Here is a 22383-nt window from a genome sequence, read left to right on the forward strand (position 1 = left end):
GCGATCACCGGGCATCTCCCCGCTTGCGCTCTCGCTCCGGGCTTCTTCCGACGCGCGATTCAGCGCACGAATGGAGAGGAAATGACCTTTTCGAAGATGCGACGGTTTCGGCACCCGCCCCAGAACCGAAGTGAGGTCACATGACGTCGACGTCCACCTTGGAACCTTGGGAGAGAAATGCGGTAAAGCACTCCGACGAGCGGCTGAACGGAGCCCGCGATCCACAGTGGTGGTACACCGGGGTCCGCCCCGAACCCGGCCGCTGCCCCGGCGTGGCCGAATCCGGCGAGATCAGAGCGCTGCCGCTGCCCGATCTCTCCGTATGCAGCAGAGAAGAAGTGCTGGATTACTTCGACAACGCGTGGACGCTGCACGAGGTGCTGTTCGCCGGACTGAAGGGCGCGGAGGCCTTCTACCGTCCTCCGGACCACAACCTGCGGCACCCGATGATCTTCTACTACGGCCACACGACCGCGCTGTACGTCAACAAGCTGCGGGTCTCCGGGCTGCTGGACGCGCCGATCGACGCCTATCTCGAGCACGTCCTGGAAATGGGCGTCGACGAGAACTCGTGGGACGACATGTCGAAGAACGACATGGTGTGGCCGTCGGTTTCGGAGGTGAAGGACTACCGCGCCGAGGTGTACCGGACGGTCGTCGGCATCATCGAGCGCACGCCGTTCGCCCCGGATCTCGGGCGCCCGGTGACGATGGACGACCAGGCGTGGGCACTGCTGCTGGCGATCGAGCACGACCGCATCCACCTGGAGACCAGTTCGGTGCTGATCCGCGAAATGCGGCCGAGCCTGGTCGAACGGCCCGCCGAGTGGCCCGCACCGTCGCCGCTGCGCCGCACCACCGAGACCGGCAAGCCCGAACCGGGTTCCGTGCCCGCCAACGACACCGTCACCGTGCCCGGGCGCACGGCGCGGCTGGGAAAGCCGCAGTCCTTCCCGTCCTACGGCTGGGACAGCGCGTACGGCTCACGCCGTCAGGAGCTGCCCGATTTCGAGGCGGCCCGCTGTCTGGTGAGCAACGGCGAGTTCCACGGTTTCGTCGCCGACGGCGGCTACCGTCGGCCGGAGTTGTGGTCGGCGGAGGGCGAGGCGTGGCGTCGCTTCCGCAACACCAAGTGGCCGCGGTTCTGGGTGCCCACCGGACCGACCGGGCTGCACGCGTTCCGGTTGCGGACGCTGTTCGACGAGATCGACATGCCGTGGGACTGGCCGGTGGTGGTGAACTACCACGAGGCCAAGGCCTTCGCCGCCTGGCGGTCCGAAAAGGACGGACGGGAGTACCGGCTGCCGACCGAGGCGGAGTACTTCCTGCTGCGCGACCTTCCCGAACGCCCTGGCGTCGCGGACGACGTCGTCATGCGGCTCGACGGCGCGCAGCTGCGTGAGACAGGCATCAACCTGGGCTTGGCCTGGGGTTCGGAGGGCCCGGTCGACCACTCGCCGACGACGTCGCAGGGTCTGCACGACGCGGGCGGCAACCTGTGGGCGTGGAGCGAGGACACCTTCAACCCGCTCGACGGCTTCACCCCGCACCCGTACTACGAGGACTTCTCGGTGCCCAGTTACGGCGGTCAGCATCAGCTGATCCTGGGCGGCGCCTACATCAGCACCGGCGAGCTGGGCAGCATCTGGGCGCGGCACTTCTACCGGCCGCATTTCCTGCAGCAGGCGGGGATCAGGCTGGTCGTCGCGCCGGAGTCCACTGAGGACGGTGCGGCCAGGACGGAGCTCGACCGGGCCCTGCTCAGCCAGTACGGCACCGCCGAACAGGTCTTCGGCCGGGCGGGGCATCCGCTGGCCGCGACCGTCGGTCATCCGGACCGGCTGGCCCGGAGGTTCTTCGAAGCCGCCGACGAAGCCGGGGTCGAGTTGCGGCGGGTCGCCGACCTCGCCACCGCCGCTGGTGGGCTGGCCTTCTCGTTGGCCGGGCGGCCGATCGAGGTCGTCGGCCTGGACGACCGGCCGGCGTTCGTCGCGGCGGCGGACCGGCTCGCCGAGGGCTGGGACGTCGGCTATCGAGTGCCGGGACGCGGGGAGCCGCACGCGCGGCGGCCGTCGATCGCGCCCGGCGGCGGCGTGTCCTTCACCCTCGCCGAGGCCGGTCGCCCACCCGCGGCGCTCGGCACGTTCGACGGCGTGGTCGTGGCGGATGCCTTCGACCGGCTCGGCGGCGCCGCGGGCTACCTGCGCCCGCTCGCCGGCTCGGAGAACTTCCTGCGCGCCGGAGGGCTCCTGCTCGTGGCACTCCCCCGGGCTTCGGCCGCCGAGCTCGCGAACGTCCTCGGTGAGGCGTTCGAGCTGCTGTCGGAAGACACGGAAGCGAGCCTGACCAAGGCCGACGGGCACCGGTACGAGATCACCGACCTGGAGGTCTCCATCTGGCGCAAACGCTGATTCAGAGGGCGGTGGAGCGGCTCAGCTCTTCCCAGGCGGCCAGCTCCGCCGCCCTAGCCTCGTGCGTGGCTCGCAGCCCGTCGACAGCGTCGTCGCCGAGCGCGAGCCGTAAGGGCGCGTCGTCGCTGTCCAGCACCTTCAGGATCGCGGCGGCGGCCTTCGCCGGGTCACCGGGCTGCGAACCGTCCATCCCCTCGACGAAATCCCGGATTTCACCCGTCGACTCGCGATAGGCGTCGATCACCCGGGAACGGTGCAACCGGCTGCCGCCGAATTCGGTCCGGAACGCGCCGGGCTCCACGATCAGCACCTTCACGCCGAACGGCGCGACTTCCGCGGCAAGGGACTCCGACATCGCCTCCAGCGCGAACTTCGCCGAGCAGTAAGCCCCGAAGCCGGGCGGGCTTTGCTGACCGCCCATCGAGCTCATCTGCACGATCGCGCCGCTTCCCTGCGCCCGAAGGTGGGGCACGACGGCCTTCGTCATCTCGACGGCACCGAAGAACATCACGTCCATCAGCGACCGCAGCTCGGCCATGGTCAGTTCCTCGACCGCGCCGACCGAACCATGGCCGGCGTTGTTGACCAGGACGTCGATCCGGCCGAACTCGGTGAGCGTCGCTTGTACGGCTGCCTCGATCTGCGCCGGGTCGGTGACGTCGAGCGCCGCGGTGCGCACCCGGCCCTTGCCGAGTTCTTCCAGTCCGGCGAGCGTCTCCGGACGGCGCGCCGTGGCCATCACGCGGTCACCCGCGTCGAGCGCGGCCAGCACGAGATGCCTGCCGAACCCGGACGAGCAGCCGGTGATCAGCCAGACGCGGCCGTCGGTTTCCTTCGTCATTCCTGTTTCCTCCAGTGAAGTTCCTGCGACCCATCGTGCGAAGGCCGTGCCTGTGCCGCCAACACCGGTTCCCTGGTGCGGCTACAGTCAAAGCCTGTGACCCCCGAGTTGCGGCAGTTGCGCTATTTCGTCGCCGTCGCCGAGGACGCGAGCTTCACGAAGGCCGCGCGGCGCCTGCACATCGCCCAGCAGTCGCTTTCGCAGCAGATCACCGTGCTGGAACGGGTTCTCGGCGCGAGATTGCTGCGGCGCGACAGCCGCGGGACCCGGCTCACCGAGATCGGATCGCTGTTCCTGCCGGAGGCCCGCGCGGTGCTGGCCCGCAACGACGAGGCGCTGGCGGTACTGGACCGGGCGGTGCGCGGCGAACTCGGCACGCTGCGCCTCGGGTTCCTCACCACCACGGCCAACTACCTGCTCCCGCCGGTGGTGCGCGCGGTCCGCGAGCGGCTCCCCGATCTCACCCTCACCACGGACGACACCCAGATCGCGCCGCTCGTCGACGGGCTCGCCACCGGCCGCTACGACCTGATCTTCACCCGGCCTCCCCTGATCGAGGGCTTCGAGACCCGCACCCTGATCACCGAGGAGGTCTGCGCCGTCCTCCCGGAGGGACATCGGCTCGCGGCCGCGGCCGAACTGAACCTCGCTGACCTGGCGGACGAGCCGTGGGTGCTCACCCCACGAAGTTCCTGGGAGCCCTGGCATCGCCGTTACGACGACGAATTCGCGGCCGCCGGCTTCACGCCGCGCGTCGTCCAGCGGGCCGCGACCGTGCAAGGGCTGCTCGGTCTCGTCGCCGCGGGCATCGGCGTGACCAGGCTGGCCCGCTCTTCGCACAGCCTGCGCCGGAGCGGGGTGGTGTTCGTACCGCTGACGGGCGACACCGCCCGGACGGTGGTGGCCTGGTCGCCGGAGAACGACAAGCCCGCGCTGCCCGGCGTGCTCGACATCGTCACGGAGCTGGCGGCCGGAACGGACCTGACGGAGGCGGGCTGACCAGGCATCGCGACCGTCACACCGCCATGATCACCCTCTCGGGCCACGGGGTCCGTAGAATCCGGTGACGATGCGACGTTTCCGGTGGTGGTGGGGTGCTCTCGCGCTCACGTTCGTGGTGGTTCTCGTCGGGTTCATTGCCTTTACCGGGTCGGAAGGCCGCCCAGGGCAACCGTCCCCGCGCCAAGGGCCGCCGGGGACGGGGCCGCTGACGGTCGTCTCCATCGGCGACAGCACCGTTTCCGGCGAGGGCGCGGGCGACTACACGCCCACCACCAACGGGCAGGGCGGCAACTGGTGCCACCGCTCCCCCAACGCCTTCGTCGAACAGATCAAGATCCCCGACGTCACCGCGCGCGTGAACCTCGCGTGTTCGGGAGCGCCCTCGGAGCAGATCGCCCTGGGCGAGGCCAAGCAGTGGACGGAGCCGTCGCAGGCGCAGCAACTCGCGAACCTGATCAAGGATCACCGGGTCGCCGCGGTGGTGATCGCGATCGGCGCGAACGACGAGCCGAAGTTCTCCGCTCAGGTCAACGAGTGCTTCAAGGCGTGGTTCTCCCCGCAGAACCCGCCGTGCAGCGCGGCCCTTCGCACCACCTGGAAGTCCAAAGTGGACGCCATGGTGCCGAAGGTGACCAACGCCGTCGCCGACGTCAAGAAGGTGCTGGCACAAGCGGGCTACGTCCCGGCGGACTACCAGCTCGTGCTGATGTCGTACGCCTCGCCGGTCGGTCCGCAGATCCCGGAGGCGCTGCGCAGCCTGAACGGCTGCCCGTTCCGCACCGAGGATCTGGAGTGGATGCGCCGTGACGGCGTCTCCGTCCTCTCGGACGGGCTCAAGCAGGCTTCGCGGGCGACCAGCGCACGCTTCCTTGACCTCTCGCGAGCCGGTGCCGGGCGCGAAGCGTGCAGCAGCGAACCGGCGAACGAGTGGTTCAGCAGGCTGACCCTGCAACTGCGCGACCTCGGCCAGGTCGACCGCGCGAGCCACGCGCTGCAGGAGTCCTTCCACCCCAACGCCAACGGCCACGCGCAGATCGCGAACTGCCTCAACGAATTCCTCGCCGCGCGCGGGGGCAACGCGTCGTGCCTCTCCGGACCCGACGGCAAACTGCACGCCGCGCCCGAGGTGGTCGCGCGCTAGAGGTCGAGAGCGGCGCGCAACGCGATGTCGATGCGCTCCTGGACCTCTTGGTCGATCTCCGCGATCTTCTCGTCGAACCACGGCCGGTACAGGCGCGTGAGGTTCAGCGTGGAGACCCAGTACCGCGCGTCGACGGCGACGCCGAGGATGTCCTGCGGGTCACGGTCCAGCAGTTCGGTGCCGAGCAGCCACGGCCGCTCGGATTCGTTCACCCCGTCCGAGGACAGCAGGACGACGGTGCGCTGCCGTGCCGGTTCGGTCGGGGGGTGGTACGTCCAGACTTCACCCCTGTGCACGCAGATCCTTCTCCGCGGCGGTCAGCTCGGCCTCGTCCGATTCGGCGGACGGTTCGACCGGGGCGCGCTGCGGGGTGTATCCGGTGCGCACGGCCTCCCTGCGGGCCGCTTTGGACAACCACGACGAGACCGAGATCCCGTGTGCCTTCGCGGCTCGCTCGGCGAACTCGAGCGCACCACTGTCGAGTGAGAGAGTGACCTTACGTGTTGCCATACCTTTTATCGTACCAGCGCCGCGCAAGCCCACCCGTTCTCTCGTCTCACAGGGTGGGCGAACGCCCCTCGAACGGCGTCGAAAGCACCACCGTGGTCCGGGTCGAGACCTTCGCGGACTCGCGGATCCGGCGGAGCAGATCCTCCAGGCCGAGCGGCGACGCCACGCGGACCAGGAGGATGTACGACTCGTCCCCGGCGACCGAGTAGCAGGACTCGATCTCCTTGATGTGCTCCAGACGCTGCGGGTAGTCGTCCGGCGCGGCCGGATCGTTCGGCGTCAGCGAGATCAGCGCCGTCAGCGGCAGGCCGATCTGCTCGCCGTCGAGCCGCGCCGTGTAGCCGAGGATGACCCCGCGCTGCTCCAGGCGGCGCACCCGCTGGTGCACCGCCGACACCGAAAGCCCGACCCGTTCGGCCAGATCGGTGAAACTGCGCCGCCCGTCGGCGGCCAGTTCCTGCACGATGGCCTGGTCCAGCGGCTCCAGGGAACCGGTCATGCGTCGAGCACGATCAGGTCGTGCGGGCGCTGGTTGACCGATTCGACGCCGTCCTCGGTGACCACGACGATGTCCTCGATGCGGGCGCCCCAGCGGCCGGGCTGGTAGATGCCGGGCTCGACGCTGAAGGCCATGCCCGGCTCGAGCGGCAGCGCGTTGCCCTTGATGATGTAGGGCTCCTCGTGCACGTCGAGGCCGATGCCGTGACCGGTGCGGTGGATGAAGTACTCGCCGTACCCCGCCTCGGCGATGATGTCGCGCGCGGCGGCGTCGATCGACTCTGCGGTGACACCCGGACGGACGGCGTCGACGGCGGCCTTCTGGGCGCGCTGCAGCACGGCGTACGTCTCGGCGACGTCGGCGTCACGCGGCTCGCCGACCGCGTACGTGCGGGTGGAGTCGGAGTTGTAGCCCTCGGCGATCGGACCGCCGATGTCGACCACGACGACGTCGCCGCGCTCGATCACCCGCTCGGAGACGTCGTGGTGCGGGCTGGCGCCGTTGGGGCCCGAACCGACGATCACGAAGTCGGCGTGGGTGTGGCCCTCCTCGACGATGGCGGCGGTGATGTCCGCGCCGACCTCGGCCTCGGTGCGGCCGGGGCGCAGCCATTCGTGCACGCGGGCGTGCACGCGGTCGATCGCCGCTCCCGCGTCGCGTATCGCCTGGATCTCGGCCGCGTCCTTGCGCATCCGCAGCTCACGCACGATCGGGCCGGCCAGCGTCTGGTCGTCGTCGCCGAGCGCGCCGCGGAACGCGAGCACGTGCAGCGCCGGGGTGAAGTCGCTGACCGCCACGCGGCCGGGTTTGCCCAGCCGGTCGGCGACGAGTTCGTAGGCGTTGTCGCCGTCGACCCAGGTGACGATCTCGATGCCGAGTTCGTCGGCGGGGACGTCCGCGTAACCGGGGGCCTCCAGCTTCGGCAGGACCAGCGCCGGAACGCCGTCGGCCGGGATCACCAGCGTGGTCAGCCGTTCGAACGAGCCCCCGGCCTGGCCGATGAGGTAGCGCAGGTCCGAGCCGGGTGCGATCAGCAGGGCGTCGGTGTCGGCGGCGGCCGCCGCGGCGCGGGCCCGGTCGAGGCGGGCGCGGAGGCTGGCGGCGTCGGGGGCTGGGTTGTGAAGGGAACGGCGCGACATGATGGCGAGCCTAGTCGGTCCGCGCCCCTTGGCTCACCGGCCGGTCACCCCCGATCGGGGCGGGATCGTCGAGTCCGCGCCAGACCCGGAAGATCGCCGGGAAGCCACCGGCGATCAGGTACAGACCACCGAACACGGCGAGCGCGCCGACGAGCCCGATCCCGTCCAGCAGCAGACCCGCCGCCATCGAGCCGAGCGGCATCGCGGCGAGCACCCCGCCCACGAGAAGGCTGAGCACGCGGCCGCGGACGGCTTCGGGAACCCGCTCGTAGACCACGGGCAGCAGGATCGGATTGAGCGCGCCCGCCCCGATCCCGGCGACCACCAGACCGGCGAGCAGGACCGGCGGCGCGGGTTCCAGCGCGAGCAAGGCGAACCTCGGCGCGCCCTCGATGCCGACGGCGACGAGGATCGCGGTCCGGCGGGAGAACCGGTGGCCGACCCAGCCGTAGATCGCCGAGCCGAGCAGTGCCCCCGCCGCGACCGCGGTGATCATCGCGCCGATGAGGGCGGTGCTGTGCAGGACCTGGTCGCCGTAGGCCGGATACAGGACGCCGAGCAGCCCGAAGTCGAGGCTGTTGGTGAGCATCAGCATGCCGACGATCGCACGCAGCACCGCGTCGCGTTTGACGTATCCGAGCCCCTCGCGCAGCTGCTTGAGATAGCCGCCCGACGGCGGCCTCGGCGGACCGGCCGCGACCGGGATGAGCGCGAAGATCAGCGCCGCGGACACCAGGAGCGCGCCCGCGTCGACGAACAGGACCGGAATGGGCCCGATCACCGCGATCAGCGCGCCGGCGGCGGGTCCGCCCGCCATCCTGCCGGTTCTCATCGCCGCCTCGACCGCGCTCGCCGCCCGGCTCATGCGGACATCGCCGAGTTCGGCGACACCGGGAAGCAGCACCTGCTTCGCCGTGTCGGCGGGGCCGCGGGAAACGCCCATCACGAAGGACAACGCGACGAGCCCGGGCAGGCTGAGCCCGGTGGTGGCCATCGCGAGCGGGATCAAGAGCACCGTCACGGTGGTCAGCAGGTCGGCGCCGACGCTGGCCCGGCGGGGGCCGACCCGGTCCACGACCGGCCCGCCCAGCAATGCGGCGACCATCAGGCCCAGCACCTCGGCCGCGGTGACGATGCCGGTCTTGGTGCCGCTCCCGGTGCTTTGCAGGACGAACCAGGGAATCGCGAGCAGCGTCATCATCACGCCGGCCGACGAGAATCCCGACGCCGTAACCAAGGCCCCCAGCGGCATCCGGCTCATGGCGTCTCCGGCCGGGCTTTCCTCGGGAAGGCCGCCCAGTGCACCCGGACCTGGGTGTCACCGTCCCTCTCCGGGCGGCGATAGCGGCCGATCACCTCGAGGATCTCGTCGCTCAGCGCGGCGGCCTCGTCCGGTGTCAACGAAAGAGGCGAGTCATGGAAGCTGACCTTGTCGATCCACTCGTCGGCCCAGTCCCGCACTTCGGCGACGAACTGCGCTTCGGCTGCGTAGCGGCGCTCGATCATCGTGTGGGCGTATGCGTTGAACGGACCGGCGAGATCGGGATCGTCGATGAAGTCCCGGGCACGCATCTGGTCGCCCTCGTGCACCGCCTTCCACCATCGGTCACGTCGGCTGCCTCGATCGGCGTCTTCCACGATCAGCCCGGATTCGGCCAGCTGCCGCAGATGCCAGCTCGTGGTCCCGGAACTCTCCCCCACCCGTTTCGCCAGCCCGGAGGCCGTCGCCGGGCCGTCCTCCCGCAGCAACTCCAGGATCTTGACGCGCAGTGGATGCGACAGCGCCCTCAGGATGCGGCCGTCGACCCGCGCGAGATACCTCTCGTTCTTCCCCATGCGCTACACCCTAAGACCGCAGAGAGTTCTTTGCAAAGAGTTCTCTGCGGTTAGACCCCGATATTCGGTGATTCTGGAGTTTGACTTCAAGTTAAGTACAGGTTTTACGGTCTTCCCCATGACAACGAACTCGCCTTACCAGCTCGCCGTCGTGATCAGCAGCGTCCGCGAGGGCCGCTTCGCCCCCGTCGTCGCGAACTGGTTCCTCGACCGCGCCAAACAGCGCGACGACGTCACCCTGTCCGTCATCGACCTCGCCGAATCCCCGGGCGACCTCTCCCCCGGCGTCGCCGGCGCGGACGCCGTCGTCGTGATCGTCCCCGAGTACAACCACAGCTACCCCGGCCCGCTCAAGACCGCACTCGACGCCACCGGCCCCGAGTGGCACGGCAAGCCGGTCGCCTTCGTCTCCTACGGCGGCATCTCGGGCGGCCTGCGCGCGGTGGAACACCTGCGCCCGGTCTTCGCCGAGCTCCACGCCGCCACCATCCGCGAAACCGTGAGCTTCCCCTACGCCTGGAACCACTTCGGCCCGGACGGCGCGCACGACGACTTCGAAGGCGCTTCCGCCGCGGCCACCACGCTGCTGGACCAGCTGAACTGGTGGGCCAACGCCCTCCGCGACGCACGCCGCGTGCGGCCCTACGCGGCCTGACGCCGTCCGTGGAGGACCCGGCTGGGGGTCGGGTCCTTCACGGACATCCGGCGCGGGACATGGCAGGCTGTCCGCGTGACCGGACCACTCGCTCTCCTCGATTCCGCGAGCCTCTACTTCCGCTCGTTCTACGCCCTGCCCGACTCGATGACCGCCCCGGACGGGACACCGGTCAACGCCGTGCGCGGGTTCACCGACACGATCGCGCGGATCCTCGTCGACCGGCGGCCTTCCCGGCTCGTGGCGTGCCTCGACGCGGACTGGCGGCCGAAGTTCCGCACCGATCTGCTGCCCAGCTACAAGGCGCACCGGGTGGCCGAAGAGGTCCCGGAAGGCAGTGACGTCGAAGAGGTGCCGGACACGCTGACCCCGCAGGTCCCGATCATCCTCGAACTGCTGGAGGCCTTCGGCATCGCGACGGCCGAGGCGGCCGGGTACGAGGCCGACGACGTCATCGGCGCCCTCGCGATCCGCGAGCAGGACTCGCCGGTCGAGGTCATCACCGGTGACCGCGACCTGTTCCAGCTGGTGCGCCGTGAGCCGACGTCCACAGTGGTCATCTATGTCGGCAAGGGCTGGAACAAGGCCGAAGTCCTCGGCCCGGACGAAATCGCCGAGAAGTACGGGATCCCGGCGGGGAACGCCGGTCCCGGATACGCCGACATGGCCGCGCTGCGTGGCGACCCGTCCGACGGGCTGCCCGGTGTCGCCGGGATCGGCGAGAAGACCGCGGCGAAGCTGATCACCCAGTTCGGTTCGCTGCAGGAGCTGATCGAGGCGTCGAACGCGGGCGATTCGCGGGTCCCGCTCAAGACCAGGCTTCGGCTGACCGACGCCGCCGACTACCTCGCGGTGGCCCCGACCGTCGTCCGGGTGGCGGCCGACGCGCCCGTCGAGCAGTCCCGCCCGGACACCGTCCCGTCCGAGCCCGCCGACCCGGACAAGGTCGCGGAACTCGCGGAGCGCTGGAATCTCGGCCGTTCGGTGGAGCGCCTGCTGGCCGCGCTCCCGAAGTCATGAGCAACACCGAGGCCGACCCGGCCGAGCTGCTGTGCAAGGAACGGCCGGGCGAAGGCGTCACCGTGCTGACCCCGCGCGACGTCCCGCTCGGCGGCCCACGCGCGATCCGGGTCCGCCGCACCCTTCCGCAGCGGCAACGGTCGCTGATCGGCGCGTGGTGTTTCGCCGACCACTACGGCCCGCAGGACGTTTCGGCGTCCGGCGGGATGGACGTCGCACCGCATCCGCACACCGGATTGCAGACCGCGAGCTGGCTGTTCAGCGGCGAGATCGAGCACCGCGACAGCATCGGCACCCACGCCATGGTGCGGCCGGGCGAGCTCAACCTGATGACCGCCGGGCACGGCATCGCGCATTCCGAAGTGTCCACACCGGACACCGCGACACTGCACGGCGTCCAGCTCTGGATCGCGCTGCCCGGCGAACACCGTGACATCGCACGGGACTTCCGGCACTACGCGCCGCCGCTGCTCGACCTGCCCGGTGCCACGGCGCGGGTCTTCCTCGGCACCCTCGCCGGGACCACCTCGCCGGTCCCGGCGTTCACTCCCCTGCTGGGCGCCGAACTCACCGTCGAGCCCGGCGCGACCGCTGCCCTCGACGTCGATCCGGCCTTCGAACACGGCGTCCTGCAGGACATCGGCTCCGTCACCGTCGCCGGCGTCGCGCTGGGTACCGGAGAACTCGCCTACCTCGCGCCCGGAGCCGGGCGCTTGGAGCTGACGAACTCCGGCACCGAACCCGCTCGGGTACTCCTGCTCGGCGGGACGCCGTTCACCGAGGAACTCGTGATGTGGTGGAACTTCGTGGGCCGCAGCCACGAGGACATCGCCGAGTACCGCGAGGCATGGCAGGCGCAGGCCGACCGGTTCGGCCGGGTCGAGGGCTACCAGGGCAGCACGGCGTGGCTGCCCGCACCCACGTTGCCGCAGGTGCGGATCAAACCGCGACGGAATCCGTCCTGACCGCGGGAGAGCAAGCTCGATAGGCGCCGTGGCGCTGACGGTCCTTACTGTCCAGGCCTAGAAGAACGTCCCGCACCACGGCGAGCGCGCGGTGTGGAACAGGGAGTCGGCACGAGCGACCGCCACCTCGTCCAGCACCTCGACCCGCCCGGACAGCGCCAGATCGCTGAAGAGACCGTGGCCGAGGTACAGCGACGACAAGGTGGCCACGTCCAGCTGCAGATCGGCCTCGGCGGTCGTGCGTTCCGCGCCGTCCGGGCCCACGACGTAGCGACCGTTGTTGTCCGGAAGCTGCTTGTCGAGCACTTCGAGCACCACGGGTTCGGCGCCGCCGTAGGAGCGCGCCCGCAACGCCGCGAGGACGTCGACGAGCCGCAGCCACAGGTCGTCGATGACCTCGGTGGTGTTCACCGCCCGCGGGTCGGTGAGCAGTTCGGCGATCGGCTCGTCCAGCGGGCGGCCCCGTCCGGCGACAGCCGAAACCAGGTCGATCGACAGCAGGAAACGCCACAACGCCGCCCAGGCCTGTGGTGTCGCGGCATGGAGTTCGCGGACGTCCAGGATCGCCCCACGCTCCGGCGCCAGCCGGTCACGCGCGTCGATGCTCTGGTAAACGACGAAACCGTCGTCACCGTCCGGTCCACTGTGGACCGCCACCCGGTAGCCGTCGTTCCCCTTCACCACCCGCTCGAAGAAGCCCGGCCACCAGGCAGGCGGACGGGAGACGAACCCCGGTCGTGTTCCCTCGAAGCGTTGGTACAGCGCGGGAACGCGCTCCACCGCTTCGGCGGGAGTGACGAACCTGACCTCGCCGTCCCGGCCCACGCCGTCCCGAAGCCGGGCGCGCGGACGCTCGATGGACACCCCTTTGCCGAAAGTCGCCGGGCCGTACCCGAAGCGGCCGTAGATGACGGCTTCGGAAGCGTGCAGCGCTGCCAGTGGGACACCTCGCGCCGCGAAGTCCTCCAGCTGTACGGCCATCATCTCGGTCAGGATGCCGCGGCGCGTCCAGTCGGCACGGACGCCGACACCGTCGACGGCCGCCGTGACCAGCTTCTGTCCACCCGGGACGGTCAGCTCGACGTCGAACGAACTCGCGATCCCCACCGGGGTGCCGTGCTCGTCGAACGCGGCGAATTTGCCCGCGGCGGTCCAGGACGGAGCCATCTTCGCCCAGACCTCGTCCGTGGCGGGCTTGCCGTGCAACGACTCCGACAGGACGTCGAGACAGGCTCGCTGTTCGCCTTCGGCCACGGCACGCACCAGGAATTCGCTCATACCGTGGATCCTGCCGTCCGGCCCCGAAAAGCCCCAACCGGTTTTCAGCCGGGCGCGCCGACTTCGTAGCGGCCTTCTTCACCGGTGACGGTGATCGTGACGGTCTTGCCCTCCCCGCCGACCTGCACGGTGCAGGTGAACGTGCTGCCGTCCTGGACCTTCTGGTTCGATGGGCACAGCACGTCGCCGACCTCGTTCACCTGGTAGGTCTCGGTGAGGATTTTCCGCACGTCCGCCTGCATCGTCCTCGGGTCGAAGACCCTGCCCGGAGCGTTGAAGGAGGACGAACCGCCGGAGGTCGCGGGCGCGCTCGACGAAGCTCTCGACGTCGGCGGGACCGTCACGGTCTTCGTCGCCGGTGCGGGTGCCGGCGTGTCCGAACACGCCACCAGCACGGCGAAAGCGGCACCACACAGACCGACCGTCGCGACGGCTCGCCTGCTCAAGCTTCTCCACCCCCACCGGTGTGATCATCCAACGTCAGAAGAAGGTACCGCACCAGGGGTTCACCCGCGTGCCGAACAGCTGGTCCGCTCGCTCCAGGACGCTCTCACTCGTGGCGCGGACGCGTCCGGCGAACGCGAGATCCGAGGGGCGCCAGCCGCCGAGGTACACCATCGACAGGGTGTCGGCGTGCAGCTCGAGATCCGCCGGATCGGTGGTGCGGACGGCGCCGTCCTCGGACAGGCGGTAGCGGCCGGAGTTGTGCTCCAGGAAGGGATCGGTGACCTCGATGACGACCGGCTCACCCCGGTACGTGCGGGCGCCGAGCATCCGCTCGACGTCGACCAGCCGGAACCAGCCTTCGTCCTGGACCTTCTGCACCGCCACGGCACGCGGATCGGTGAACAGCAGCTCGACCGGTTCGTCGAGCGGCCGCTTCTCGGCGGTGACCTGGTCGACCAAGTCCACGGACAGCAGGTAACGCCACAACCCGGCGAACGCGTCGGGATTCGCGTAGTGGAAGGACTGGACCTTCAGCAGCGCGGGAGCGCCGAAATGGGCTCGCTCGACGGTGTAGGTGACGAAGCCGTCGGTGCCGTCCGGGCCGCTGTGCACCGCCGTCGTGACCGGCGTTGTCGCCCGTCGCACTTCGCGTTCGTAGCCCGGCCACAGATGCGGGCTGCGCGCGATCATGCCGGGCCGGGTGCGCGGGAGTGCGTCGAAGAGCGAAGGCCATTGCTCGATGGTGTTCTCGAGATCGAGGAGGGAGATCTGCCCACCCGCGGGCGCTTCGGGACGGAACCGGGCACGGCGCCGATCGACCTCGATCGACTTCGCCCGCACCGCGACGCCGTACCCGAACCGGCCGTAGATGGCGCCCTCGGACGCGTGCAGCATCGCCGCGGGAACCCCACGGGCGGCGAAATCCTCGAACTGGGCGCGCATCAACGCGGTCAGCACGCCACGACGGATGCGATCGGCGCGGACGCCGACCAGGCTGACCGCGGCGAGCGGCGTGGTACCGCCGCCGGGCAGCGTCACTTCCGAATCGAAGGACCGGAGGGTGCCGATCAGCTCCGAGTCGAACGCGCCGAACCCACGGTCCGGCTGCATCGACGGGGCGATGGCCGACCATTCCTCATCGGTCATCTCCTTGACGTGCAAGGCCCGCCTGAACAGATCCGTCGCGGCCCGTTCCTCGTCGGACCGCAGCAGCCGCACTGAAAAGTCGCTCATGGCACGATCATGCAGGATCGACCGTGCCCGGCGCCCGCGGTTTACTTGGTGGTGGCGGGTGGCGAGACCTCGTAGTTGCCGGTGTCACCCTTCACGGTGATCGGCACCTCCTGCGGCTTGCCCTCGATCGTGGCGGTGCAGGTGAACTTCACACCGTCCTTGACCTCCTGGCCGGAGGGGCAGGTGACCGCGCTGATCTCCTTGATCCCGTAGGTCTCGGTGAGCAGCTTCTGCACGTCGGTCTGCATCTGGGTGTTGTTGAACACCTGGGTGTTGAACCAGCCCGGCGTGACGAACCCGAGGATGCCCACCGCGGCGATGATCACCACGAGCGCGCCGATCCCGATGAACAGGCCCTTCTTGGACTTCGGCTTGTCCTGCGCCTCGCCCTGCGTGCCCGGGAACTGGCTCTGGCCGTAGTCGTACTGGCCCTGCTGCTGCCCGTACTGGGGCTGCTGCTGCGGGCCGCTCTGCGGGTAGCCGGGCTGCTGCTGGGGCCCGCTCTGCGGATACCCCGGCTGCTGACCGTACTGCGGTTGCTGGCCCCACTGAGGCTGCTGTTGCTGCGTCTGGGAAGGATCCTGCTGGGGATACCCGGGCTGCTGCTGCGACGGGTCGTACGGCGCGGGCTGCTGACCCCACTGAGGCTGTTGCTGCTGGGTCTGCGACGGGTCGTACTGCGGCTGCTGGCCCCATTGCGGCTGCTGCTGCGGGCCGCTCGGCGGTTGAGCGCCGCCCGGCTGTTGGCCGTAGCCCGGCTGCTGCCCCCACTGGGGCTGCTGCTGCGGGTCGTTGCCGCCATACGGCGTGCTCATCGTTCGCCTCCGCCTGTTCCGCCATCGTCACCGGCCGACCTGCATGGCCGTCGTGGGCGATCCAACCACAGGTCGGCGCCCCTGCCCACTGTTCCCGGCTGGTGTCGGGCCAACTCTCCGCGACCGTGCTCACACCGGAGGTGTGTCCGTTCCGCCGGTCAGCCCAATGCCTCCTGAACGGTAAGGACGGCTCCGGTCGGCCTGTGTTCGCCTGCCCGCGGGAATCCGCTTCGTCCCGGTGCTCTTCGCGCTCGTGTCGAGTGGGGAGGATTTGGGACGCTCAACGTCCCAAATCCTCCCCACTCGGCCGCGAACCGGGTCGCACGAGCTTGATCAACGGAGGATCGGGGACGTCGAGTGTCCCCATTCTTCCGTTGATCAAGCTCCGAGACGGGGAGATCCCTCGACAATGTGGAGATCGGGACGTTCAACGTCCGGCTTCCTACATCGTCGCCCCCTCCTTGGGATCCCGTATCGCTTCGGCGGTTACGCATGTCCCAGGGGACGGCGCGCGTGATCAGACGGACGACACGCGTGACTGGACGGACGACACTCGTACCGTCCGTCTGATCACACGTATCGGCCGGCCGGTCAAGCGCCGCCGGCCGCCACGACCCCGCGGCGCAAGGCCTTCACCGCGTCCGAAGCCGCCGCCCCGACCGGATCCGCCTTGCCGAGGACGTCGCGGATCTGGTCGAGCAGGTCGATGACCTGACGCGACCACCGCACGAAGTCGCCGGCCGAGAGCTCCTGCCCGTTCGCTTCGGCGGCGGTGAGGACCTTCTCCAGCGATTCGCCGCGCGCCCACCGGTAGACGGGCCAGGCGAAACCGGCGTCGGGCTCGCGGGTGCGGTCCAGTTTGTGCCGTCGCTCGTCTTCGGTGAGCTCCATCCACAGGCGCGTGGTCGCCTGCCAGGCGTCGACGACCTTGCCCGCGGGCAGGCGAGGCTCCCCCGCGGTGTCCCGGCGCGCCTCGAAGACCAGCGTCGAGACCACGGCCGCGAGTTCGGCGGGAGCCAGGCCCTTCCAGACGTCGTGCCGGATGCATTCGGCCGCCAGCAGATCCGACTCGCTGTAGAGGCGGGTGAGCCGCTTGCCGTGTTCGGTGACCCGGTCCTCACCGTCGCCCTTCGACGCGGGGCCGAGGTAACCGCGCTCGCCGAGCAGCCGCAGGATCCGGTCGAAGGCGCGCGCCAGCGAGTGCGTGGTCGCGGCGACCTTGCGTTCCAGTTGCTCGGTCTCGGCCGTGAGCCGCTGGTACCGCTCGACCCAGCGCAGGTTCGCCTCGCGTTCGGCCAGACCGTGGCACGGATGCGCGCGCAGCGCCCGCCGCAGCGCGGCCAGCTCACCGTCCTCATTGGCCCCGGCGCGGCGCTTTTGCCTACCGGGCAAGGAGATTCCCGCATTGCGCAGGCTCGAAGCGATGTCGCGCCTTGTCTTGGGCGAACGCAGCTCGATGTGCTTCGGCAGCTTGATGTTTCCGAGTGCCTCGACCGGCGACGGGAAATCCGAGACCGAAAGTGGTCCGGACCAGCGGTCTTCGGTGACCACGACGGGCCGCGGCTCGCGGATCGGGTCGAGCCCCGGGTCGACGACGACGGCCAGCCCGGCACGCCGTCCCGCGGGCACGGCGATGACGTCGCCCTTGCGGAGCTTCTCCAGCGACTCGGCGGTGCCCGCCCGGCGGGCGGAGGTGTTCTGCCGCGAAAGCGCCTTCTCCCGCGCCGAGATCTTCGCCCGCAGCTCGACGTACTCCAGCATCTCGTCGAAATCACCGGTGATGGCGGAGGTGTAACCCCGCAGGGCCTCCTTGTTCCGCTCGATCCGCCGCGCCGTCCCGACCACCGACCGGTCGGCCTGGAACTGCGCGAACGACTGTTCCAGCAGATCACGGGCGGACTCGGCGCCGACCTGGGCGACCAGGTTCACCGCCATGTTGTATCCGGGCCGGAACGACGACCGCAGCGGGTACGTCCTCGTCGAGGCCAGGCCGCCGACCTGTTTCGGGTCGATCCCCGGCTGCCAGACGACGACCGCGTGGCCTTCGACGTCGATCCCGCGCCGCCCGGCCCGGCCGGTGAGCTGCGTGTACTCCCCCGGCGTCAGGTCGACGTGCGCCTCGCCGTTGTACTTGACCAGCCTTTCCAGCACCACGGTGCGCGCGGGCATGTTGATGCCGAGCGCGAGCGTCTCGGTGGCGAAGACGACCTTCACCAGCCCTTGGACGAACAGCTCCTCGACGGTCTCCTTGAACGCCGGGAGCAGCCCGGCGTGGTGTCCGGCGATGCCGCGCTCGAGCGCCTCGCGCCACTCCCAGTAGCCGAGGACGCCGAGGTCGCCTTCGGGCAGGTCCTTGGTGCGCTCGGCGACGATCCGGCGGACCTTCTCGACCTCCTCGGGGCCGTTGAGCCGCAGACCGGACCGGACGCACTGACCGACGGCGGCGTCGCAGCCGGCGCGGGAGAAGATGAACACGATGGCGGGGAGCAGACCGGCGTTGTCCAGCCGCTCGACCGTGTCCGTGCGCGATGTCGGCCGGAACCGCGGCATCCGTGACGGCGCGCCTCGCCGCCCGCGCGGTCCGCGCAATCCGGCCGGGGCAAAGCGTCCGCCGACCTCCTCGGTGCGCCGCAACAGGCCGGGGTTGATCCGCAGTTCGGTGCCCGGCGCGTGCTCCTCCTGGCCGGCGAACAGGTCCAGCAGCCGGTTGCCGACGAGCATGTGCTGCCACAGCGGCACGGGGCGGTGCTCGTCGACGACGACGGTGGTGTCGCCGCGGACCTCGACGAGCCACTCGCCGAACTCCTCGGCGTTGCTCACCGTGGCCGACAGGCCCACGACGCGGACGTGCTCGGGCAGGTGGAGGATGACCTCTTCCCAGACGGCGCCGCGGAACCGGTCCGCGAGGTAGTGGACCTCGTCCATCACCACGTACGCGAGCTCGCCGATGGTCGAAGACCCGGCGTAGAGCATGTTGCGCAGGACCTCGGTGGTCATGACCACGACCTGCGCGTTGCCGTTGATCGACGTGTCGCCGGTCAGCAGGCCGACCGCGTCGGCTCCGTAGCGGCCGACGAGGTCGGCGTACTTCTGGTTCGACAACGCCTTGATCGGCGTCGTGTAGAAGCATTTGCGCCCCTCGGCGAGGGCGAGGTGCACCGCGAACTCGCCGACCACGGTCTTCCCGGCGCCGGTGGGCGCGCAGACGAGCACACCGTGACCGTCTTCGAGCGCCTCGCAGCCGCGGACCTGGAAGTCGTCGAACTCGAACGACGATTCGGCCGCGAAGCGGGTCAGCTGGGGGTACCGAGCGCGGCGCTGGGAGGCCGCGTAGGCCTCGGCCGGGGTCTGAGAAGGGCTATTGACCACTTCGTCAGGGTTCCATACCCCACCGACAGTTCGCACTCGGTGTGACGATCTCGGGAACGGCCGCCACGTCTCTGTCATCCAAGGGGCGGATTCGAGATCGAGAGGGGACGCCATGGAGATCGCTTGCCCGCAGTGCGCGCAGGTCGACCAGGTGCAAAGCGTGCCGGCGGTGTTCCAGAGCGGGCAGACGACCTACCGGGTGCAAGGCGGCATGACGGCCGTCCCGGCCGGTGACGGCGTGGCCTACACCGCGACGACGCACACGGGTGTGTCGGTGACCGCGACCGCGGCGTCGCTCAACCCGTATCCGGTGCTCCGCGGCGGCGGGTGTTTCCTGGCGCTCGCGCTGGTCCTGCTGATCCCGGCGTTCGCGTTCGTCTCCTTCGCCACCGACTCGCTCGCCGAGAACCCCGCACCGACCGCGAGCGGCCGGGTCGGTGCGGCCATCGGTGCCTGGATCTTCCCCTTCGGCGCCTTCGCACTGGTCGCCTTGTTCGCCGTGCTGTTCGTGCTCCGATTGCGGCGCAACGCACGGATCCGGCGCGGTATCCCGGACGCGCTGGCGTACTGGCGGCAGGCCTGGTTCTGCCATCGCTGCGGCGGCGTGTTCTTCCCGCGCGGCGACCTGATGTCGGCCGCGACGTTCCGCGGGCAGGTGTGGCGGGCGGGCGACTACGCCGGGCTCACCCGACGACGGTGAGCGCTTTGGGGACGCAGGTGACGTCGAGCGGCAGCCTGCCCAGCGGCTCGCCGTCGGCGTAGACGGGCAGGTCGCTGCCCACCAGATGGATCTGGGCGGCCTTGAGGATCCGGACCGCCGGATGCGCGACGTGCTGCCCGGAGCGGACGCCGGGCAGCATGCGCAGAAGGTCGCGCCGGGTCGCGTTTCCCACGACGGTGACGTCGAACAGGCCGTCCTCCGGATCGGCTCCAGGACAGATCCGCATGCCGCCGCCGTAGAACGGGGTGTTGCCGACGGCGATCATGGTGGCGTCGAGTTCGAGCGTCTCGACGTCCGTGCGGAGCACCACCGGCCGGGGCCGGAACGCGGCGAGTTCGGCCAGGATCGCGACGTCGTACCGGCGCGGGCCGCGCGGCCAGGTCAGCCGGTTGGCGCGTTCGGTGACCAGTGCGTCGAAACCGGAGCACAGCACGGTGGCGAACCATTCGCCACCGGCCCGCCCGAGGTCGACCCGGCGCCGTTTCCCCTCCGCGATCCGCCTGGCGACGAGATCGACGGCGGCGTGCGGCCGTTCGGGGATGTCCAGCGCCCTGGCGAAGTCGTTGCCGGTGCCCGCGGGGACGAGCCCGAGCGCGACCCCGGACTCGGCGCAGAACTGAACGCCCTGGTGCGCGGCGCCGTCACCGCCGAGCACGACGAGGACGTCCAGACCGGCCGCGCGCGAGTCGGTCATCAGCGCGCGGGATTCCTCGACCGTGTGGGCCACGAGGACGTCGAGCCGGTCGACGACGGGCCGCAGCCGCGCCGCGACCGACTCCATCAGCCGTTCCGCGGCCCCGTTACCCGAGGCGGGGTGGACGGCCAGCGCCGCGTGCATCCCCGGCTCAGGTGACGTCGTCGGTGCTGGTGCGCTTGCCGTTGGTGGCGGCTGACGGCTCCTCGTCGATCGTGCTCGGCGTGTAGTCGAACGGCGCGGCCTCGTCGTCGGCGAGCTGATCCCAGCCCTCGGTGCCGCGTTCCTTGTCGAGCTTGCGGTCGTGGAAGCGCGCGATCTGGATGGAGAGCTCCAGGAGCACCACCAGCGCGCCCGCCAGTGCGAGCATCGAGAACGGGTCCGAACCGGGCGTCGCGAAGGCGGCGAAGACGAACACGACCATGATCAGGCCGCGGCGCCACTTCTTCAGCGTCTGGTACTTCAGGACGCCGACGCGGTTCAGCATCACCACGAACAGCGGGAGCTCGAAACTGACGCCGAAGATCAGCAGCAGCGACAGGATGAACGAGATGTACTTGTCACCGGTGAGGGCGGTGATGAACTGGTCACCACCGAAGTTCATCAGCAGTTCGAGAGCGTGCGGGATGAGCAGGTACGCGAGCACCGCGCCGCAGGCGAAGAGGATCGAGGCGAAGAAGACGAAGGTGAGCGCGTACTTGCGCTCCTTCGAGTAGAGGCCGGGCGCGATGAACGCCCAGATCTGGTAGAGCCACAGCGGCGCCAGCAGCACCGCGCCCGCGGCGAGACCGACCTTCAGCTGGATCATGAAGGCTTCGAACGGCACCGTCTGGAGCAGCTGGCAAGGACCGTTGGCTTCCCCGCCGAGCCTGCGCTGGTACGGAATCCCGCAGTACGGGCCGGTCATGATCTGGCCGAGTGACGGGATCGGGCCGACCCTGGTCTGGAACCAGATGAAGCCGATGATCCCGCCCGCCAGGATGGCGAGCAGCGCGAAGCCCAGACGGCGGCGGAACTCGTAGATGTGCTCGATGAGCGTCATCGTGCCGTCGGGGTTGGTCCGACGGCTGCGCTTGCGCCGCTTCGAGCCGCGGCGCTCCTCACCGGAGGCGGAATCCGCCACTGGACAGTCCGTTCTCGTCAGGGTCCACCATGAGCGCGCCGGGTCTCCGGCGCGCTCATCCGCGAACAGGCTCCGCTTGGCTAACTAAAGACCGCTCAGCTGGCGTTCTTCTGCGCCTGCTCGGCCGGAGCGGGCGCGGCGGCCTGCTGCTTCTTGAGCTCGTCGAGCTGACGCTGGAGGTCGGCGACCTGCTTGTCCTGCGCGGTCGCGGCGGGCGCGGGCGTGGTGGCCTGCGGCAGCTGCTTGGTCTCGACCTCTTCGGTCTCGGCGGCCTTGTCCTTGTCCCCGGCCATGTCCTTGGTCTCGGCCTTGAAGATCTTCATGGACTTGCCGATGGACCGCGCGGCGTCCGGAAGCCTCTTGGCGCCGAACAGCAGGACAACGACGAGCACCAGGATGATGATGTGCCACGGCTGCAGCGCGTTCATCGTTTGCGGCCTCCTTCTCGAGTCTGTCGTAGGTGATGTTACCGGTCTTCGAGCCCACGCCGTTGCGCGATCGCCACGCGCAGCGCGGCCGACCTGGCACGAAGGAGCCCTGTCCGTTTTCGGGTGTTCGTAGCCACCATGCTCATCGTATGGGTGAGCACGCGCAAGACTCTGCGTAATTTGATTAGCAGAACAAAGAGCAGGATCAGCCCGGCGACGGCGAGCGCGATGCTCGGCAGGTACGACACGGCGTCAC

23 protein-coding genes are annotated in these 22383 nt (G+C 69.8%); 7 read left to right on the forward strand and 16 right to left on the reverse strand.

Going from position 1 to position 22383, the window contains the following annotated elements:
• Positions 1 to 140 precede the first annotated feature (140 nt).
• On the forward strand, positions 141 to 2411 hold the full coding sequence (gene ovoA, locus DMC61_RS30835) for a 5-histidylcysteine sulfoxide synthase (RefSeq protein WP_125693572.1): 2271 nt from the start codon (positions 141 to 143) through the stop codon (positions 2409 to 2411).
• A 1-nt stretch (position 2412) separates the two neighbouring features.
• Here ovoA and DMC61_RS30840 read toward each other — a convergent pair whose 3' ends face one another.
• Positions 2413 to 3252, reverse strand: coding sequence for an oxidoreductase (locus DMC61_RS30840; protein WP_125693574.1), 840 nt, complete (start codon positions 3250 to 3252; stop codon positions 2413 to 2415).
• Between the two features lie 96 nt (positions 3253 to 3348).
• Here DMC61_RS30840 and DMC61_RS30845 point away from each other — a divergent pair, with 96 nt between their 5' ends.
• Together DMC61_RS30845 and DMC61_RS30850 are read left to right on the forward strand one after the other, a co-directional pair.
• On the forward strand, positions 3349 to 4251 hold the full coding sequence (locus DMC61_RS30845) for a LysR family transcriptional regulator (protein WP_125693576.1): 903 nt from the start codon (positions 3349 to 3351) through the stop codon (positions 4249 to 4251).
• A 70-nt stretch (positions 4252 to 4321) separates the two neighbouring features.
• Positions 4322 to 5395, forward strand: a complete 1074-nt coding sequence (locus tag DMC61_RS30850; protein ID WP_125693578.1) for a GDSL-type esterase/lipase family protein — start codon at positions 4322 to 4324, stop codon at positions 5393 to 5395.
• Here the strand turns inward: DMC61_RS30850 and DMC61_RS30855 are convergent.
• Genes DMC61_RS30855 through DMC61_RS30880 form a run of 6 tightly spaced genes read right to left on the reverse strand, consistent with a single transcriptional unit; the run spans position 5392 to position 9379 of the window.
• Positions 5392 to 5691: a hypothetical protein gene (locus tag DMC61_RS30855; RefSeq protein ID WP_005150941.1), complete on the reverse strand. Its 300-nt coding sequence runs from the start codon at positions 5689 to 5691 to the stop codon at positions 5392 to 5394. The two genes, DMC61_RS30850 and DMC61_RS30855, sit on opposite strands and share 4 nt — an antisense overlap.
• Positions 5678 to 5905 carry a hypothetical protein gene (locus DMC61_RS30860; RefSeq protein ID WP_007035425.1) on the reverse strand — a complete coding sequence of 76 codons (228 nt, stop codon included), beginning with the start codon at positions 5903 to 5905 and terminating at the stop codon, positions 5678 to 5680. Before DMC61_RS30860 ends, DMC61_RS30855 begins: the two co-directional genes overlap by 14 nt.
• 46 nt (positions 5906 to 5951) lie before the next feature.
• Positions 5952 to 6404 carry an Lrp/AsnC family transcriptional regulator gene (locus tag DMC61_RS30865; RefSeq protein ID WP_016334198.1) on the reverse strand — a complete coding sequence of 151 codons (453 nt, stop codon included), beginning with the start codon at positions 6402 to 6404 and terminating at the stop codon, positions 5952 to 5954.
• Positions 6401 to 7543, reverse strand: a complete 1143-nt coding sequence (locus DMC61_RS30870) for a Xaa-Pro peptidase family protein (protein WP_125693580.1) — start codon at positions 7541 to 7543, stop codon at positions 6401 to 6403. Before DMC61_RS30870 ends, DMC61_RS30865 begins: the two co-directional genes overlap by 4 nt.
• Before the next feature lie 10 nt (positions 7544 to 7553).
• Complete coding sequence (locus DMC61_RS30875; protein ID WP_125693582.1) at positions 7554 to 8804, reverse strand: MFS transporter; 1251 nt, start codon at positions 8802 to 8804, stop codon at positions 7554 to 7556.
• Positions 8801 to 9379 carry a transcriptional regulator gene (locus tag DMC61_RS30880; protein ID WP_125693584.1) on the reverse strand — a complete coding sequence of 193 codons (579 nt, stop codon included), beginning with the start codon at positions 9377 to 9379 and terminating at the stop codon, positions 8801 to 8803. The genes DMC61_RS30875 and DMC61_RS30880 overlap by 4 nt, the downstream gene beginning before the upstream one ends.
• Before the next feature lie 118 nt (positions 9380 to 9497).
• Here DMC61_RS30880 and DMC61_RS30885 point away from each other — a divergent pair, with 118 nt between their 5' ends.
• The 3 genes from DMC61_RS30885 (at position 9498) to DMC61_RS30895 (ending at position 12019) form a co-directional block, all read left to right on the forward strand.
• Positions 9498 to 10034 carry an NADPH-dependent FMN reductase gene (locus DMC61_RS30885; RefSeq protein WP_125693586.1) on the forward strand — a complete coding sequence of 179 codons (537 nt, stop codon included), beginning with the start codon at positions 9498 to 9500 and terminating at the stop codon, positions 10032 to 10034.
• A gap of 75 nt (positions 10035 to 10109) precedes the next feature.
• Complete coding sequence (locus tag DMC61_RS30890) at positions 10110 to 11054, forward strand: 5'-3' exonuclease H3TH domain-containing protein (RefSeq protein ID WP_016334193.1); 945 nt, start codon at positions 10110 to 10112, stop codon at positions 11052 to 11054.
• The gene (locus DMC61_RS30895) at positions 11051 to 12019 is read left to right on the forward strand and encodes a pirin family protein (RefSeq protein ID WP_125693588.1); all 969 of its coding nucleotides are present in this window, start codon (positions 11051 to 11053) and stop codon (positions 12017 to 12019) included. Before DMC61_RS30890 ends, DMC61_RS30895 begins: the two co-directional genes overlap by 4 nt.
• Positions 12020 to 12076: 57 nt before the next feature.
• Here DMC61_RS30895 and DMC61_RS30900 read toward each other — a convergent pair whose 3' ends face one another.
• The 5 genes from DMC61_RS30900 to DMC61_RS30920 all read right to left on the reverse strand — a co-directional run bounded on the left by DMC61_RS30900 (position 12077) and on the right by DMC61_RS30920 (position 19161).
• Positions 12077 to 13297, reverse strand: coding sequence for a GNAT family N-acetyltransferase (locus DMC61_RS30900; protein WP_125693590.1), 1221 nt, complete (start codon positions 13295 to 13297; stop codon positions 12077 to 12079).
• Between the two features lie 44 nt (positions 13298 to 13341).
• Complete coding sequence (locus DMC61_RS30905; protein ID WP_125693592.1) at positions 13342 to 13743, reverse strand: DUF4333 domain-containing protein; 402 nt, start codon at positions 13741 to 13743, stop codon at positions 13342 to 13344.
• Between the two features lie 34 nt (positions 13744 to 13777).
• Positions 13778 to 14977 (reverse strand): GNAT family N-acetyltransferase, encoded by a 1200-nt coding sequence (locus DMC61_RS30910; protein ID WP_125693594.1) that lies wholly within the window; start codon positions 14975 to 14977, stop codon positions 13778 to 13780.
• Between the two features lie 41 nt (positions 14978 to 15018).
• Positions 15019 to 15792 carry a DUF4333 domain-containing protein gene (locus DMC61_RS30915; protein ID WP_063272921.1) on the reverse strand — a complete coding sequence of 258 codons (774 nt, stop codon included), beginning with the start codon at positions 15790 to 15792 and terminating at the stop codon, positions 15019 to 15021.
• 591 nt (positions 15793 to 16383) lie between these two features.
• A complete protein-coding gene (locus DMC61_RS30920) occupies positions 16384 to 19161 on the reverse strand; it encodes an RNA helicase (RefSeq protein WP_125693596.1) in 2778 nt (925 codons plus the stop codon).
• A 112-nt stretch (positions 19162 to 19273) separates the two neighbouring features.
• Here DMC61_RS30920 and DMC61_RS30925 point away from each other — a divergent pair, with 112 nt between their 5' ends.
• Complete coding sequence (locus DMC61_RS30925) at positions 19274 to 19861, forward strand: hypothetical protein (protein ID WP_125693598.1); 588 nt, start codon at positions 19274 to 19276, stop codon at positions 19859 to 19861.
• On the opposite strand, the gene DMC61_RS30930 is transcribed toward DMC61_RS30925, so the two are convergent.
• The 4 genes from DMC61_RS30930 to DMC61_RS30945 all read right to left on the reverse strand — a co-directional run bounded on the left by DMC61_RS30930 (position 19845) and on the right by DMC61_RS30945 (position 22375).
• Entirely contained in the window at positions 19845 to 20720 is an 876-nt protein-coding gene (locus tag DMC61_RS30930; RefSeq protein ID WP_125693600.1) for a diacylglycerol kinase family protein, read from the reverse strand. The two genes, DMC61_RS30925 and DMC61_RS30930, sit on opposite strands and share 17 nt — an antisense overlap.
• Before the next feature lie 7 nt (positions 20721 to 20727).
• Positions 20728 to 21699, reverse strand: a complete 972-nt coding sequence (gene tatC, locus DMC61_RS30935) for a twin-arginine translocase subunit TatC (protein ID WP_016334184.1) — start codon at positions 21697 to 21699, stop codon at positions 20728 to 20730.
• A gap of 95 nt (positions 21700 to 21794) precedes the next feature.
• Positions 21795 to 22127 carry a Sec-independent protein translocase subunit TatA gene (gene tatA, locus DMC61_RS30940; RefSeq protein WP_044853269.1) on the reverse strand — a complete coding sequence of 111 codons (333 nt, stop codon included), beginning with the start codon at positions 22125 to 22127 and terminating at the stop codon, positions 21795 to 21797.
• Positions 22128 to 22165: 38 nt separating this feature from the next.
• Positions 22166 to 22375, reverse strand: a complete 210-nt coding sequence (locus tag DMC61_RS30945) for a bacteriophage holin (RefSeq protein WP_005150907.1) — start codon at positions 22373 to 22375, stop codon at positions 22166 to 22168.
• Between the last annotated feature and the right edge of the window lie 8 nt (positions 22376 to 22383).

Origin of the sequence: Amycolatopsis sp. WAC 04169 (assembly GCF_003947535.1) — a bacterium.
Classification (GTDB): Bacteria; Actinomycetota; Actinomycetes; order Mycobacteriales; family Pseudonocardiaceae; genus Amycolatopsis; species Amycolatopsis keratiniphila.

What these genes read in the sequence shown, in the direction of transcription:
- DMC61_RS30875 (WP_125693582.1), bottom strand. Translation starts at nt 8,804, where the DNA reads ATGAGCCGGATGCCGCTGGGGGCCTTGGTTACGGCGTCGGGATTCTCG.
- DMC61_RS30850 (WP_125693578.1), top strand. Translation starts at nt 4,322, where the DNA reads ATGCGACGTTTCCGGTGGTGGTGGGGTGCTCTCGCGCTCACGTTCGTG.
- DMC61_RS30925 (WP_125693598.1), top strand. Translation starts at nt 19,274, where the DNA reads ATGGAGATCGCTTGCCCGCAGTGCGCGCAGGTCGACCAGGTGCAAAGC.
- DMC61_RS30910 (WP_125693594.1), bottom strand. Translation starts at nt 14,977, where the DNA reads ATGAGCGACTTTTCAGTGCGGCTGCTGCGGTCCGACGAGGAACGGGCC.
- DMC61_RS30840 (WP_125693574.1), bottom strand. Translation starts at nt 3,252, where the DNA reads ATGACGAAGGAAACCGACGGCCGCGTCTGGCTGATCACCGGCTGCTCG.
- tatA (WP_044853269.1), bottom strand. Translation starts at nt 22,127, where the DNA reads ATGAACGCGCTGCAGCCGTGGCACATCATCATCCTGGTGCTCGTCGTT.
- DMC61_RS30880 (WP_125693584.1), bottom strand. Translation starts at nt 9,379, where the DNA reads ATGGGGAAGAACGAGAGGTATCTCGCGCGGGTCGACGGCCGCATCCTG.
- DMC61_RS30900 (WP_125693590.1), bottom strand. Translation starts at nt 13,297, where the DNA reads ATGAGCGAATTCCTGGTGCGTGCCGTGGCCGAAGGCGAACAGCGAGCC.
- ovoA (WP_125693572.1), top strand. Translation starts at nt 141, where the DNA reads ATGACGTCGACGTCCACCTTGGAACCTTGGGAGAGAAATGCGGTAAAG.
- DMC61_RS30870 (WP_125693580.1), bottom strand. Translation starts at nt 7,543, where the DNA reads ATGTCGCGCCGTTCCCTTCACAACCCAGCCCCCGACGCCGCCAGCCTC.
- DMC61_RS30895 (WP_125693588.1), top strand. Translation starts at nt 11,051, where the DNA reads ATGAGCAACACCGAGGCCGACCCGGCCGAGCTGCTGTGCAAGGAACGG.
- DMC61_RS30885 (WP_125693586.1), top strand. Translation starts at nt 9,498, where the DNA reads ATGACAACGAACTCGCCTTACCAGCTCGCCGTCGTGATCAGCAGCGTC.
- DMC61_RS30915 (WP_063272921.1), bottom strand. Translation starts at nt 15,792, where the DNA reads ATGAGCACGCCGTATGGCGGCAACGACCCGCAGCAGCAGCCCCAGTGG.
- DMC61_RS30930 (WP_125693600.1), bottom strand. Translation starts at nt 20,720, where the DNA reads ATGCACGCGGCGCTGGCCGTCCACCCCGCCTCGGGTAACGGGGCCGCG.
- DMC61_RS30865 (WP_016334198.1), bottom strand. Translation starts at nt 6,404, where the DNA reads ATGACCGGTTCCCTGGAGCCGCTGGACCAGGCCATCGTGCAGGAACTG.
- DMC61_RS30860 (WP_007035425.1), bottom strand. Translation starts at nt 5,905, where the DNA reads ATGGCAACACGTAAGGTCACTCTCTCACTCGACAGTGGTGCGCTCGAG.